This window comes from Niallia endozanthoxylica (assembly GCF_008710145.1).
In the GTDB taxonomy this organism is placed as follows: Bacteria; Bacillota; Bacilli; order Bacillales; family Cytobacillaceae; genus Bacillus_BD; species Bacillus_BD endozanthoxylica.
Genome location: NZ_VYKL01000039.1, coordinates 66871 through 82627, shown reverse-complemented (window position 1 = coordinate 82627; position 15757 = coordinate 66871). Strand labels below are relative to the sequence as shown.

General features: G+C 38.0%; 13 protein-coding genes. 9 read left to right on the top strand and 4 right to left on the bottom strand.

Annotated elements, in window-relative coordinates:
* Positions 1-96 precede the first annotated feature (96 nt).
* The 3 genes from modB to F4V44_RS22390 all read right to left on the bottom strand — a co-directional run bounded on the left by modB (position 97) and on the right by F4V44_RS22390 (position 3476).
* Positions 97-777 carry a molybdate ABC transporter permease subunit gene (modB, locus tag F4V44_RS22400; RefSeq protein WP_150442237.1) on the bottom strand — a complete coding sequence of 227 codons (681 nt, stop codon included), beginning with the start codon at positions 775-777 and terminating at the stop codon, positions 97-99.
* Positions 758-1579: a molybdate ABC transporter substrate-binding protein gene (gene modA / locus F4V44_RS22395; RefSeq protein ID WP_150442236.1), complete on the bottom strand. Its 822-nt coding sequence runs from the start codon at positions 1577-1579 to the stop codon at positions 758-760. Before modA ends, modB begins: the two co-directional genes overlap by 20 nt.
* Before the next feature lie 355 nt (positions 1580-1934).
* Complete coding sequence (locus F4V44_RS22390; protein WP_150442235.1) at positions 1935-3476, bottom strand: GGDEF domain-containing protein; 1542 nt, start codon at positions 3474-3476, stop codon at positions 1935-1937.
* 448 nt (positions 3477-3924) lie between these two features.
* Here F4V44_RS22390 and F4V44_RS22385 point away from each other — a divergent pair, with 448 nt between their 5' ends.
* From F4V44_RS22385 to F4V44_RS22365, 5 genes are all read left to right on the top strand, one after another.
* Positions 3925-4710, top strand: coding sequence for a 3-hydroxybutyrate dehydrogenase (locus F4V44_RS22385; RefSeq protein ID WP_150442234.1), 786 nt, complete (start codon positions 3925-3927; stop codon positions 4708-4710).
* A gap of 91 nt (positions 4711-4801) precedes the next feature.
* On the top strand, positions 4802-6235 hold the full coding sequence (locus F4V44_RS22380) for a sigma-54 interaction domain-containing protein (protein ID WP_223882005.1): 1434 nt from the start codon (positions 4802-4804) through the stop codon (positions 6233-6235).
* A 168-nt stretch (positions 6236-6403) separates the two neighbouring features.
* Entirely contained in the window at positions 6404-7354 is a 951-nt protein-coding gene (locus F4V44_RS22375) for a 3-hydroxyacyl-CoA dehydrogenase family protein (RefSeq protein ID WP_150442232.1), read from the top strand.
* Between the two features lie 111 nt (positions 7355-7465).
* Complete coding sequence (locus F4V44_RS22370; RefSeq protein ID WP_150442231.1) at positions 7466-8167, top strand: CoA transferase subunit A; 702 nt, start codon at positions 7466-7468, stop codon at positions 8165-8167.
* Between the two features lie 33 nt (positions 8168-8200).
* The gene (locus tag F4V44_RS22365) at positions 8201-8854 is read left to right on the top strand and encodes a CoA transferase subunit B (protein ID WP_150442230.1); all 654 of its coding nucleotides are present in this window, start codon (positions 8201-8203) and stop codon (positions 8852-8854) included.
* A 129-nt stretch (positions 8855-8983) separates the two neighbouring features.
* Here F4V44_RS22365 and F4V44_RS22360 read toward each other — a convergent pair whose 3' ends face one another.
* Positions 8984-10144 carry an ROK family protein gene (locus F4V44_RS22360; RefSeq protein ID WP_150442229.1) on the bottom strand — a complete coding sequence of 387 codons (1161 nt, stop codon included), beginning with the start codon at positions 10142-10144 and terminating at the stop codon, positions 8984-8986.
* Positions 10145-10290: 146 nt separating this feature from the next.
* On the opposite strand from F4V44_RS22360, the gene F4V44_RS22355 reads away from it, so the two are divergent.
* From F4V44_RS22355 to F4V44_RS22340, 4 genes are all read left to right on the top strand, one after another.
* On the top strand, positions 10291-11274 hold the full coding sequence (locus F4V44_RS22355) for a Gfo/Idh/MocA family protein (protein WP_317978359.1): 984 nt from the start codon (positions 10291-10293) through the stop codon (positions 11272-11274).
* Positions 11275-11477: 203 nt separating this feature from the next.
* Positions 11478-12809, top strand: a complete 1332-nt coding sequence (gene xylA / locus F4V44_RS22350) for a xylose isomerase (protein ID WP_150442227.1) — start codon at positions 11478-11480, stop codon at positions 12807-12809.
* 204 nt (positions 12810-13013) lie between these two features.
* A complete protein-coding gene (gene xylB, locus F4V44_RS22345) occupies positions 13014-14513 on the top strand; it encodes a xylulokinase (RefSeq protein ID WP_150442226.1) in 1500 nt (499 codons plus the stop codon).
* Positions 14514-14661: 148 nt separating this feature from the next.
* Positions 14662-15702: an aldose epimerase family protein gene (locus F4V44_RS22340; protein ID WP_150442225.1), complete on the top strand. Its 1041-nt coding sequence runs from the start codon at positions 14662-14664 to the stop codon at positions 15700-15702.
* Positions 15703-15757 lie beyond the last annotated feature (55 nt).

Here is a 15757-nt window from a genome sequence, read left to right as displayed (position 1 = left end):
AAGTGCCATTTTTTTGCTATGGACAATAATTATTTTAAAATTTGATAAAACAGACAGATGAAAGAGGCTTGAATTTCTCAAGCCTCTTTCATGGCATTATTCTTGTTTTGCCCGGACAGTCAGCAGCATGATAAAGGAAAGAATGACGATGGAAATGACCCACAGCCATGCCATTGTCATATTACCAGAATCAATGGCTATATAAATGGCTGTAGGAATAGTCTGAGTTTCTCCTGGAATGTTTCCAGCGAACATTAAGGTAGCACCAAATTCGCCCAAAGCCCGTGCAAAGCTTAATATACTCCCCGAAATAAGGGCCTTTGAAGCGAGAGGAATAGAGATAAATAATAAAACTCCCCATTCATTCGCTCCATCTACCCTTGCAGCTTCCTCAATATCAAGGTTTATTCCTTGAAATCCTGATTTTGCGGACTGATACATTAGTGGAAAGGCTACAACAATTGAAGCAATGACAGCAGCCCACCAAGTAAAAATAATCGGCTGTTTAAAAAGCCACTCAATAGCCTGTCCAACTATGCTATTCTTTCCGAAGATGACAATAAGAAAGAATCCAACAACTGTTGGCGGGAGTACCATCGGAAGCATGAGAAACGTCTCCAAAACGGCTTTCCCCTTAAAAGACTTTCTAGCTAGCAGTCGCCCTGCCAATGTTCCTAATAGAATAACGATTACCCCAGATACAGTTGCTATTTTCAAAGATAAATAAATGGGACTCAAAAATTCTTGGATGAACTCTTTATTTACTAGTAAATCCATATTCTTCAAAGACCTTTAAGGCATTGTCACTTTGTAAATACTCGTAAAAATCTCTTGCTGTTTCGTATTGTTTAGAATCTTTAATGATACCGACAGGATAAATAATAGGAGTGTGTGTCGAAGGATCGGCAGATGCAACAATTTCTACTTTATCAGAAACCAATGCATCTGTTTTGTACACAATTCCAGCGTCAACATTACCCGTTTCAACATAGGTTAATACTTGACGGACATCTTTGGCATAAACTATTTTTGACTCAAGCTTTTTCCAAATATCCATCTTTTCAAGAGACTCTTTTGCGTATTTTCCCGCAGGTACTGTTTCAGGAGTTCCGATTGAAATTTTACCAACCTCTTTTTTTACAAGATTGTTGAAACCTTTAATCGATTGATCCGCCTTTGGGACAATTAATACAAGTTCATTTCCAAGGAGGTCCAATCCATCTTCATTTGCAATAGTTCCTTTCTCAACCAATCCATCAAATTTATCTTCTGCTGCTGAGAAAAATAGATCAATCGGCGCTCCTTGAGAGATTTGTTGCTGCAAAGAACCAGAAGCTCCAAAGTTAAATTTCAGGCGTACTTCGGGATGTTCTTCTTGATATGTATGCCCAATAACATCCATTGCCTCTTTCAAACTGGCTGCTGCTGAAATGGTTAATTCAACATTTTCCTTTTTTTCAGTTTCTGTTTGTGTTTCCTCTTTGTCTGAAACTTTATCGGTGTTCCGGTTATTAGAACACGCCGCTGTTATCATAAGTAAAAGTAAAAAAATACTGACGAACTTAAACTGTTTTTGCATATTGCCACCTCTATTCTGCAGATATAATTAGTTGTAATTTTACTATCTTCATTATAACTAATTATAAAACTGAATGTGTTTCATCAAAGTTTTTTAGAAAACTTATTTATGCTAAAAACCAACCTGTTCATTTTTTTATTCTTTCTCCAGGGGAAATACGATTTTCTGTTTGGTAATAGAAGAAGTGAGCTTAATCGTATAGCGAATAGGGGCTGTCCTGTAGATGTCAGACACCTGCAGGACAACCCCTATTTGTTGAAATTTATTTATCAAGCTTTAGAAATAAGTCTAATATAAAATAAGTGAATACACTTTTTAAAAATTAACCATTAATTTTTGAATTAAGCACGGTCATTTATTCTATTTCATCTGACTCTTTCACCAATTCCCAATCAAATATCTTATAAACGTTTTTTCCAGAATGTTTGGCATAGTATAGAGCGCGGTCAGCATTTTTATAAATCGTTTGCGAATCTTCCCCATGTAGCGGTGCAATAGCGATACCGATACTTGTAGTGACTCCAACTTCTTTAACGACATCTTTACCATTAATTAATATCGGTCTGGTGGATTCAGATAAAATACGTTCCGCAATTTCAACAGCTTGCTTTTCCACGCTGAAATCGGTTAAGATGATGGCAAATTCATCTCCACCCAATCGGGCAGCAAAAGCAGAACTGCCAATAGCAGCTTTAATCCTTTTAGCATACTCCATTAACAAAAGATCTCCTCCGTCATGACCAAGAGTGTCATTAACCGATTTAAAGTGATCTAAGTCTAACGTTAGAACAGCGAATGGGCTTTTGTTTTTCTCTATGTATTTGAAACTTTCTTCTAATTTTGTCTGAAAAGACGCTCGATTCGCTAATCCGGTTAATAAATCATGAAAAGCAAGGTACATTGGTTTGGCAACTAGCCGGGCGATAGTATAGGAAATAAGAAATGCAATAATGATTGTTAATGCTAATTGCAGAATGAAAATCTTTTTATTTTCTTTAAGTAGCTGGTTGAACTGGCTTTCATTATAAACGATTTCAACCATTCGAAAATCAGCATATTTTAGAGTTTGATCTGTTTTCTTTCCTATGGTATAAGGGACAAACTCATGAACAATATTTGGATTATCAGGATTAGGGACGACCGTTTTTCCCTCACTATTTGTTCTGGAACGTTCAAGTATAGTACTGTGCTTCTTGTCAAGATAAAGCGTATTCCCATCAGGGTTCAATTTGCCAAGAGCCAGTCCATCCTGAGTATAAACAGTGATTTCGTCCACCATTGAATATTTTTTTTCCAACTGTTCTGTAACCTTCAAAAAACTTAACATTTCGAAAAGCTCATTGTTGGTTAAAGGAAAACCTAATTCAATGACATAATTGTGATCATGTGTGGGATAATAGCTATATTTCCTTAGATTTCCTGTCAGAGTTTCTAAATCCATATTATCAGCAACAAATTGGCTGCTATCCATTATCTTCATTAAATTCTCAGAGAACTTAGGATACAGTTTGAAGTCTATTCCAACATCAGTTTTGTAACTGCTGTGAGTAATAATCAGATCGCGGTTGATAATATAAATATCAATACCTTCAAAATCCTGTTTTAGTTGTTCAAAATCCCAATCATCAAAGTTTGGATTCGATTTATATTTCTCCCCTAACATGGTTGAATACTTCAGCATTTTTGCTTCCAAATCACTATCCAATACTTGATAAGCCTTATCTATGCTTGATATGGATGTAATGATATTATCTTGAATCAATGATTTTTGAACTTCTCTTTCTTCTATTAAACTTTTATATAAACGTTTTTGATCTATAAAGGAAACTGTGAAGGTAAGAAGAAGAGTAAATACCCCCATAATTACCATTAGTTTTGTTCTAAATCCAATCCTCACCACTTGCACTCCTTATAGGGGATAGTATGAGTTTAATTACAATTTTTTCTATAAAAAAGATTAGTGAAGTTTTCCATATTATATAGTTCTATTATACCAGTTACATCCTAAAATTGATGAATGGATTCTTAAAACCTCAATGATTTGTTTATTTATACATTCCGGATTTTAGGAATTACTTGTATTTTATTCCGGAAAATTGGAATTTTCCGTTTTGTCGGAATTGTCACTAGTGACTAATTCTTTTTAAATCAGTTTTTTGTGTTGGCATAATCTTTGCTTATTAAACAGGCGAGGGAATTTCATTTTCTCCTGTCACTTCATAATCATACAGATTTAGATGAGTTAAAAAATCAACTATGTTAATAAACAAAGCTTTTTTAATCGGAGACTTATTTCAAGGATTAACAAAGGTTCAATTTCTAGAGAATAAAGGGGGAACTCGAGGATGACAAACCTATTACAAGGAAAAACAGCATTTATAACAGGAGCAGCCAGCGGAATTGGGTTGGAAATGGCAAAAACATTTGCCAAAGAGGGAGCAAGTGTGGTGATTTCTGACTTAAATGTGGAAAAAAGTGAACAAGCTGCTACGGAATTAAATGAACAGGGATTTAATGTATTGGCTGCTCCTTGTGATGTGACCAATGAGGAAGCTTTTAAAAATAGTATTCATTTAGCAAGAGATGCGTATGGGAAGATTGATATTCTGGTTAATAATGCTGGTCTTCAATATGTTGCACCGATTGAAGAGTTTCCAACGGAAAAGTTTGAGCTGCTAATAAAAGTCATGCTGACTGCTCCGTTTATTGGGATTAAAAATGTATTCCCAATAATGAAGGAGCAAAAGTTTGGACGAATCATCAATATGGCTTCAATTAATGGAGTCATTGGTTTTTCCGGTAAAGCAGCCTACAATAGTGCCAAGCATGGGGTTATTGGTTTGACAAAGGTAGCCGCATTGGAAGGTGCTGAGCATGGAATTACGGTTAATGCCTTATGTCCGGGCTATGTCGATACACCGCTTGTCAGAAATCAATTAGCTGATTTAGCCAAAACAAGAAATGTAAGCTTGGATCGTGTGATTGGAGAAGTGCTCTTACCGCTAGTCCCGCAAAAAAGACTTTTATCCGTAGAGGAAATTGCTGACTATGCCGTCTTTTTGGCAAGTGATAAAGCAAGTGGCGTAACGGGGCAGGCTGTGATTCTGGATGGAGGATACACAGTCCAGTAATTACAAATAACGGACCCTTGAAAACGTTTCAGACCAAGATTGTTTTCTTGATATAATAATAGTCAAAAAGGTAACAAGGATGGGAAGAACAGTGAATCAAGGATTTGAAAGAATACCCTATAGTTGGCATGAACAAATAATTAATTTACTGGCCGAACGAGTCGTCATCGTCGACCGGGATGGCATGATTCTATATATTAACAAGGGCTATTGCGATTTTATTGGAACAACGGTAGATCAGGCACTAGGTCGTGATGTTCAAGATGTGATTGCAAATTCACGTATGCACATCGTGGCAAAAACAGGGGAAAAGGAGTTAGCAGCTCTGCAGCCGATTAATGGCAGTGAAATGATTGCCAACCGTTTTCCCCTTTTTGAGAATGGAGAAGTAGTAGGCGCCTTGGGTACCGTAATGTTTCGCAGTCCTGAGGAATGGCGGATGTATAAAAGCAAAATTCAGCATCTTGTCGAAGAATTGAAGTATTATCAAACGAAAGTTCAAAGGGACATGAAAAGCAAATACAGCTTCCATGATTTAATTGGGAATAGTTCTACCTTTCTTGCTGCGAAAAAATTAGCAGAGCGAATTTCTGATAGTCAATCTTCCGTATTATTGATTGGGGAATCTGGGACAGGGAAGGAATTATTTGCTCAGGCAATCCATGATAACAGTGTGCGCTGTTCTTCTCCATTTGTAGCGATTAATTGTGCTTCAATTCCAGAACATTTACTAGAATCAGAGTTATATGGATATGAAGATGGAGCCTTTACGGGAGCTAAAAAGGGCGGCAAGATGGGACAGTTTGAACTTGCAAATGAGGGAACGCTTTTTCTAGATGAAATTGGTGACATGCCACTGCCGATGCAAAGCAAACTTTTAAGGGTTTTGCAGGAGAAAGAAGTACAGCGTATCGGTGGACACAAATCCATTCCTGTGGATGTCCGGGTCATTGCCGCAACCCATCGGGATTTAGAAAAGATGGTGGAAGATGGGGAATTTCGCCAGGATTTATTTTATCGGTTAAATGTGATAAAAATTGATATTCCCCCACTGCGAAAACGTAAAGAGGATATTCCATTAATTTCAATAAGCCTTTTAAAAAAATTGGAAAAGAGATTTTTCCGAAAAGGAATTGAACTATCTGATGAAGTGATGGAAAAACTTATGGAGCATAAGTGGCCAGGAAATATTCGGGAATTGGAGAATGTACTGGAACGCTGCATTAATGTCATCGATGGCAATACGATTCAATTAGATCACTTGCCATTATATTTACACGAACAACAGCGTGAGCGCAAAATGCAAACTCAGTCAATTTCAAATGACAATGATGCAGTAAGCCCAACTTCAATACCTTTGCCATTGTCCGTTAAGCCATTAAAAGAAACAGTGGCTCTAGCTGAAAAACAAGCGATCCAACATGCGCTTGCTCTAACGAAGGGTAATAAATTAGAAGCTGCAAAACTTCTTGAAATCGGTAAAACGAGTTTCTATGAGAAATGTAAGTTATATGAGATCAAATAAGAAAGTAAATCAGATAAAGTAGTTTACCAAATGGAAATATATGAAAGTACTTTCGTGGTTTGATTTGGGTGACTCATCCCGCGCATGAGGTGCTGATTTGTCTCAAGCAAATGAATAAATCACTTATGACCCATATAAGATGAAAACATTAAAGAAGGAAGTCATTATATGATAAAGAATATTGCAATCATTGGTTCAGGTGTAATGGGAAGCAGTATTGCCCAATCTTTTGCAGTTAGCGGGTATAGGGTTACCTTAAATGATGTTAGTGAAGAATTGCTGCAAAAAGCAAAAAAGCGAATTCAAGAAAATTTATCCCTCATAGTCGAGGAATCAGGACTTGATGAGCAACAAAAACAAGTGGCATTAACAAATATCTACTATAAGGCTGATTTAGAAGAAGCTGTCCGCGAGGCTGATTTTATTATTGAGGCTATTCCAGAAGTGATTGAGTGGAAATGGGAGCTGTATCAAAACTTAGAAAAACTGATGAAGGCGGACGCCATTGTCGCCTCCAATACATCGACCTTTCCTATCTCTCGTTTGATGGAAAAAGCATCTTTTGCCGACCGGATGATGATAGTCCATTTCTTTAATCCGGGCCATTTAGTCCCTTTAGTTGAACTGGTGAAGCATGACCAAACCAAAGCAGCAGTCGTTGAGGAGACAACCGACCTTATTCGTCGGATTGGAAAAACACCGATTCTCCTTAAGAAGGAAATCTCCGGTTTTATTGCAAACCGTTTGCAAACGGCTTTAATGCGTGAAGCATTTTATTTACTAAATGAAGGTGTAGCCAGTGCACAGGATATTGATACAGCGATAACGGCAGGACCGGGATTCCGGTGGGCATTTACGGGACCGATTGAGATTGCTGATTTTGGAGGACTTGATACATGGCAGCGCGTATTTGATAATGTAGCTCCCGATTTGGATCAAAGCGTGGAAGCTCCTGCAATCATTCGTCAATTGGCTGAAGAGGGCAAGCTTGGAATAAAGTCAGGTGAAGGTATTTATGAGTATGACGATCAAATCATTTCTCAAAAGCTTGATGAACGGGATCGCAATTTTATCAAACTAGGCAAAATTAAAGCCGGGGTTAAAGAGACAAAAAGCTAAATGTTTTATTTAAAATCAGTGGAGTTACGTAGTGTTGTAAAAGTTAGAATATTCCATATATAAAGGGAATTCCGTATATGGAAAGACTATTTTGAAAGGGTGAGGAAATCTATGAAAAAGGATAAAATCATAGATTCATTTGCAAAAGCAATAGAGGATGTTCAAGATGGTGCAACAATTATTGTTGGTGGATTTGGCTTGAGTGGTATTCCAGAAAAGGCGATTCTTGCCTTACGCGAAAAAGGAACGAAGGATTTAACCATTGTCAGCAATAACTGTGGCGTTGACGATTGGGGCTTAGGTCTTTTATTAGAGAATCGTCAAATTAAAAAAATGATTTCATCGTATGTTGGTGAAAACAAGCTTTTTGAACGTCAATACTTGAGTGGGGAAATTGAAGTAGAATTAGTACCCCAAGGAACGTTGGCTGAGAGAATTCGTGCCGGCGGTGCAGGAATTCCTGGATTCTATACAGCCACCGGCGTAGGGACAGCGATTGCAGAAGGAAAAGAACATAAGGTTTTTGATGGACGGACCTATATCCTTGAAAAAGGGATTGTGGCAGATTTTTCTCTAGTGAAAGCTTGGAAGGCAGATCCAATTGGAAATTTAATTTACCGTAAAACGGCCCGCAATTTTAACCCGTTGGCAGCTATGGCTGGAAAGGTTACGATTGCAGAAGTGGAGGAAATCGTTCCGCTTGGTCAATTAGATGCTGATTCTATCCATACACCAAGTGTTTTTGTACAAAGAGTCTTACTTGGAACAAACTATGAAAAAAGGATTGAAAAACGAACTGTCATTCCTGTTTAGAGAGGATAGAAAATATATGGGAGGAGAATTGATATGAGTGATAGTCGACTAAGAATTGTAAAACGGGCGGCAAAAGAGATACAGGATGGGATGAACGTCAACCTTGGAATAGGAATGCCAACGCTATTAGCAAATGAAATACCGGAAGACTATAATGTCTTGCTTCAATCCGAAAACGGATTATTAGGAATTGGGCCCTATCCGGTTGCAGGAGAGGAGGATCCTGATCTCATTAATGCGGGGAAAGAAACAGTTACGATTGTGCCAGGTGCTTCCTTTTTTGATAGTGCAGAATCATTTGCCATGATTCGGGGTGGACATATTGATCTTGCTATTCTTGGTGGTATGGAGGTTTCTGGAAAAGGTGATTTAGCAAACTGGATGATTCCGGGGAAAATGGTAAAGGGAATGGGCGGGGCAATGGACCTTGTTCATGGTGCTAAACGTGTAATCGTTATTATGGAGCATGTGAATAAACATGGAGAATCCAAAGTGAAAAAGGAATGTTCTCTGCCATTAACAGGTCAGCAGGTCGTTCATCGGTTAATCACGGATCTTGCAGTCTTTGACTTTACTCCAGAAGGTATGGTTTTAGTTGAGACACAAGAGGGAGTCTCAGTGGAAGAAGTAAAGGAAAAAACAGAAGCTTCGTTTATCGTTAGTCCGGATTTACTTGCAGCACAGTAAACAATAAAAAAGGTGCACTATTAAAAGTGCGCCTTTTGTGAGCATTATTTTTCAAGGTTTGGGGATTACAGGGTTTTGTTCAAATCTGTCTCCTCGAACCTGCAACTCCACAAACCCTCTCATAATGTTCTATGAGGGGGTTGTTTCTTCTTTAATAAAGCTATCAACGACAAAAGCGGATACACCTAATGCGGTTGAATATTTATTAAGTTTAGTAAATTGTAATTGCATTTCATTTTGATGATACCCAAGTGTGTGGTGTTGAATAGTAGTTAGGATGGGTTCTTCAATCCATTCTTTAGCTAAAGACAGGCGATTCCCAATGATTACTAGGTCCGGGTTAAATGTATTAATAATGTTATTTATACCAAAACCTAGGTAATTGCCGATTTTTTTAAACAGATTTTGGACGATAGGATCTCCATTTTCAGCTAGTTCAATTAATGACTCTAAAGAATCAATCTCTTCATCAGCCATTTCTAGCAAGGCATGTTCGGAGGCATAGGCTTCCCAGCATCCTCTGCTCCCACAATTACATCGTTTTCCGTTCATATCAATAATCATATGTCCCATTTCACCAGAAAACCCGTTATTACCGTGATATAATTCATTATCTAAAATAATCCCAACACCAATCCCAATTCCTGCGCTAATATAAATAATGTTTTGATAGTCTACTCCAGCTCCAAACTTTTGTTCACCAACAGCGCCGGCATTTGCTTCGTTTACAATCGTAACCGGTACATGGAATAAATGTTCAAGCTCCTCTTTTAACTTGATATTTTTCCATCCTAAATTCGGTGCAAGCAGGATAGTGTCCTCCTTATTTACAAGACCAGGTACACCAACACCTATCCCCACTATTCCATACCTGCTCTTAGGCATTTCTGCTATTAATGACTGTATCATTTTTTGAACGATACTAATGATTGCAGGATATGGGGTTTCATGTACTACTTGATTTTTTTTAATAAGAATATTTCCTTTTAAATCCGTTAAGACACTTAATACATAGTTTACGCCGATATCAATTCCAATTGCGTATCCAGCATCTTTATTGAAGTGAAGGATGACAGGGCGCCGGCCTCCGCTTGACTCTCCTGGGCCGGATTCATAGATAAGTTCCTCTTCTAATAATTCATTTACTAGTGAAGAAACCGTTGCCTTGTGTAAACCAGATACTTGAGCGATATCAGCCCTTGAGATAGGGTCTTTTTCAATTATTAGCTGTAAAACAAGTGCTTTATTATTTTTTTTGACAATATGTTGATTCCATGTCTTGGTTTCCACTTAAAAAAACTCCTTATTGGGTAGTGTTTATATTTTATCATAAACTTAGTTTGTCAAATATACAAACTTTCTTCTAGGTGCTATAATCATCCTGAAGTCCATTAAGGTAATGATATATCAATTCATTTAGAAAGGAACTATCTATTATGAAGCGAGTTCGTTGGGGAGTCATAAGTACAGCAGATATTGCCCAAACCCAGGTAATTCCAGCAATCTTACGATCAGAACATGCAGAATTGGCAGCAATTGCAAGCAGGAGCAGTAAAGTAAAGGAAGTTGCGAAGGCATTTTCGATTCCATATGCCTATGATTCCTATGAAGAGCTTCTTATAAACCCAGAAATTGAAGCCATTTACATACCGCTTCCGAACCATTTACATAAGAAATGGGTCATTGAAGCTGCAAAAGCTGGAAAGCATATTCTTGTTGAAAAACCAGCTGCTTTAACAGCCGCGGAAGCAGAAGAAATGGTTGCCATTTGTCAGGAGAAAAATGTGAAGTTCATGGAAGCTTTTATGTATCAATTTCACCCTCAGCATAAACGAGTGCAGGAAATTATCGCCTCTGGAGAGATTGGTGAAATCAAATTCATGAGGACTGGCTTTTCCTATTTATTAGAGAATCGTAAAACAAATATTCGAATGAACAAGGAGATGGGCGGCGGCAGTATTTATGATATTGGCTGTTACTGTATTCATGCGATTCGTAACCTTCTAGGTTCCGAGCCAGTTACAATTAAGGCATTTGCAGAAATTGACCCAGAGACTCAAATTGATGTATCAGCAGTTGTCCATATGAAACTGGAAAACGGCATCACCTGTGTGTTTGATTCTAGTTTTGAGATGTCTTTTAGAAATGAATATGAAATAGTCGGAACGAAAGGCAGGATTATTGTACCGAATGCCTATCGTCCTGATGTGGTCGGACCTGATGCTGTCATTCATATTGGGGAACGGTCGGAGAGAATCGCCGGTGATTCCTATAAGCTGCAAATTGACCATTTTTCAAAAGCAATTATAGAAGACTTTGAACCTTCTTATTCTATTAATAATACCCTTCAAAATATGCGTATTATTGATTCCTGTTATCAATCCATTAAAAGCAAGCGGGCTGTTTCGTTATCTTCATAAGAAATAGGAAGAGTGGACTTAACTGACGATGCCCATCAAAAAAACAGACAAAAAAAAGACAAAAAAACTTAGTTTATTGTGTAGACAAACTAAGTTTTGAAAGCTATAATTTGATTAAACAAGGGATACAAAAAAGTAGTGTCCTATTGTAAGCATTTACAAATTATAGTATGAATCATAATACTTTTAGGAGGAATAACCCCATGGCTTATTTCGAATCAATTAACAAAATCAAATACGAAGGAGCTTCATCAAAGAACCCTTTGGCTTTTAAATATTATAATCCAGAAGAAAAAATAAATGGCAAAACAATGGAAGAATTACTTCGTTTCTCTGTAGCATACTGGCACACATTCAATGCAGATGGTTCTGATCCATTTGGTGTAGGCACTGCTATTCGTCCTTGGGATCATCTCAAAGGCTTAGATTTAGCGAAAGCACGTGTAGAAGCAGCATTTGAACTTTTCGAGAAGTTAGATGTTCCATTCTTTGCTTTCCATGATGTGGATATCTCACCAGAAGGAAGCACGTTAAAGGAAACAAATGAGAATTTAGACGTTATTGTTGCAATGATCAAAGATTATATGAAAACAAGTAAAGTAAAGTTACTTTGGAATACAGCTAATATGTTCACAAATCCAAGATATACACATGGTGCAGCTACATCTCCAAATGCTGATGTATTTGCTTTCTCTGCAGCGAAAGTGAAAAAAGGCTTGGAAGTAGCAAGAGAACTTGGTGCAGAAAACTACGTGTTCTGGGGCGGCCGTGAAGGATATGAAACACTTCTTAACACAGATATGAAGCTTGAGCAGGACAACCTAGCACGTTTCTTCCATATGGCAGTAGACTATGCGAAGGAAATTGGTTTAAATGTTCCGTTCTTAATCGAGCCAAAACCAAAAGAGCCAACTAAACACCAATATGATTTTGATGTAGCTACTGGTATCGCATTCTTGCAAAAGTATGGTTTAACAGACTACTTCAAGTTCAATATTGAGGCTAACCATGCTACTCTAGCTGGCCACACATTCGAACATGAATTAAGAACAGCTCGTATTAATGGAATGCTTGGATCTGTTGATGCAAACCAAGGGGATACGTTACTTGGCTGGGATACAGATGAATTCCCAACAGACCTATATACAAACACATTAGCGATGTATGAAATCTTGAAAAATGGCGGTTTAGGCAATGGTGGCTTAAACTTTGATGCAAAAGTAAGAAGAGGTTCATTTGAGCTGGAAGATTTATTCCATGCACATATTGCAGGAATGGATGCATTTGCTGTTGGTCTAAAAGTGGCAAACAAATTAATTGAAGATAGAGTTCTTGATAGCTTCATTGAAGAACGCTATAGCAGCTATACAAAAGGAATTGGTTTGGATATCGTGGAAGGCAGAACAAATTTCCGTGAACTTGAAGCTTATGCCCTTCAATTAACTGAAGTTAAAAATCAATCAGGTAGAACAGAACGCTTAAAAGCTTTAATTAATCAGTATTTACTGGAGACTGTTTCCAGCATAAATGCGTAATCCCTCTAGATAATAAGAATGAAATGTGCTGGAAGTATTATACTCCAGCACATTTTTATAGAACGGTTTGTGTATTAACATTGTTGATTTTTGAATCATCTCAAGCTGTATGACGTGAGGAATAGACAATTCTCATGGATGAGTCAAAAGTCTGACTTATCAACATTATTTGTTAACATAGCCTTATAGAAAAGGATGAGACGAATGAAATACGTAATTGGTGTTGACCTCGGTACGAGTGCGGTAAAGATATTACTAGTCAATCAAAAAGGAGAAGTATATAAGGAAGTTTCTAAATCCTATCCCCTAATTATTGAAAGATCTGGTTATAGTGAACAAAATCCAGAGGAATGGGTTGAAAAAACAAAAGCAGGTCTAGCAGAACTAATTGAGCAATTTGATGGAGATGTAAATGACATCGAGGGCATTAGCTTTTCCGGACAAATGCATGGCCTTGTTCTATTAGATCAAGAAAATCAAGTGCTAAGAAATTCCATTTTATGGAATGATACAAGGACAACGAAACAATGTGAGGAAATCTATGACGTTGTCGGCAAGCAGCAGCTCTTAGAGATAACAAAGAACCCTGCTCTGGAAGGGTTTACATTACCAAAGATTCTTTGGGTAAAGGAAAATGAGCCTGAAGTTTTCGAACGTTCCAGTGTGTTTATGCTTCCTAAGGATTATTTACGTTATCGCATCACAGGCCATATTCATATGGAATACTCGGATGCGGCGGGCACACTATTATTAAACGTAGCAAAACGTGAGTGGAGTCAGGAGATACTTACTCAATTTGGTCTTTCTTCTGAGTTTTGTCCGCCATTAGTGGAATCCCACGACCTTGTTGGTAATGTGACGGCTGAATTTGCCCAGGAGACTGGTTTATCAGAAGGAACAAAAGTCTTTGCCGGCGGTGCGGATAATGCATGTGGTGCTATTGGTTCTGGGATATTATCAGAAGGTAAAACCTTATGCAGTATTGGAACATCTGGTGTTGTCCTTTCTTATGAAGAAAGAAGTGATCTTGATTTTGAAGGAAAGGTCCACTACTTTAACCACGGGGAAGAAAATACCTTCTATACAATGGGTGTGACCCTTGCTGCAGGTTATAGCTTAAGCTGGTTTAAAGATACGTTTGCGAAACAAGAAGCCTTTGACCAATTTTTAGAAGGCGTGAATGAGGTGCCTGCTGGAAGCAACGGACTGTTATTTACTCCTTATATCGTGGGGGAGAGAACACCGCATGCGGACTCCAATATACGCGGCAGCTTTATAGGTGTGGATGCTGCGCATGAACGTAAAACTTTTGCACGTGCAGTTCTTGAAGGGATTACATTCTCGTTGCATGAGTCAATTGAAATCTTTAGAAATAGCGGCAAAACAATTGATTCGATTATTTCCATCGGCGGCGGGGCAAAAAATGAAACATGGCTGCAGATGCAGGCAGATATTTTTAATGCAAAAATTGAAAAGCTGACAAGTGAACAAGGTCCAGGAATGGGAGCGGCCATGTTAGCTGCGTATGGATGCGGATGGTTTAATTCTTTAAAAGAATGTGCGGAAGTATTTATTCAAACGGCCAAAACCTATCACCCGATTCCTGAAAATGTGGAAACATATAAGAAACTCTTTTCACTCTATCAGCAGGTATATACTCAAACTAAAGAATTGAATGAGCAATTAAGAGAGTTTAGGAAATAGTATCAGTAGTATCTTAGTTTCGTTATCAATATTACAATTATAAGACCCCACAGTTGTGGGGCTTTCTTTTCATCTACTCGTAGAGGGAAATGAAGGACTACATAATCATCTCTAGTTTTGTCAGAATTTAAAAGGAAGGAAGATAATCATGAATGTTATTCAAGAGAGTCTAGGTCAAATTAATCATCAGCCTGTCTTTTCTTTTACTTTGAAAAATGACCTTGGCTTGGAGGTAACAGTTATTAATTATGGCTGCATCATCACTAAAATTATGGCTCCGGATCAAAACGGACAATTCGAGAACATCGTTCTTGGCCATGACACACTAGAGGAGTATATGGAGGATTCTAGTTTTCTTGGAGCTATTGTAGGCCGTGTGGCAGGGCGGATTCAAGGGGGCTCATTTGAACTTGATGGAAAAACATATACTCTGGCACAAAATAATCATCCCAATCATCTGCACGGTGGTATGAATGGATTTAATAAAGTGGTTTGGGATGCGGAAAAACTCGAAGATGGGGTTTGTTTTTCGTATACAAGCAAGGACGGGGAAGAAGGGTATCCTGGAAATCTTGCCATGAAGGTTATTTATAAGCTGACGAACGAGAATGAATTATCGATTCAATATGAAGCTCAAACCGATCAGAAAACACCAGTAACCGTTACTAACCATTCGTATTTTAACTTAAGTGGGGATTTGAGAAGAGATGTATTAAACCATACGTTAACCCTAAAAAGTGATAAATTTCTTGAGCTGGATCAAACCTTTATCCCAACAGGGCATTTGGCAGATGTCAAAGGTACGCCGTTTGATTTTACTAGTGAAGGGTTAATTAAAACGGGGGCTGTTTCAGAGCATCCGCAAAATGTTCTAGTAGGAAATGGATATGACCATCCATTTGTATTAAATGAGAATCATGAACATGAAGTTATATTGAAGGATCTAGAAAGCGGGCGGACGCTAACGGTTGAAACAGACGAACCTGCTGTTGTTGTCTACTCTGGAAACTCTTTGAGCTCGGAAGGAAGCTTTCGCGGTGTTCCATCGAGAAAATACTTGGGAATTTGTTTGGAAACACAGGGGTTCCCTGATGCCATCCATCAGCCGCATTTTCCATCCATCGTTCTTGATGAAGGTCAGAAGTACTCCTCTGTTACAAAATATAAATTTGGACTAATCGAGAGATAGAATATCTGGATTCATTGTAAAGGGAAAGTGAAAAAATAAAGTGATGATGAAAGGG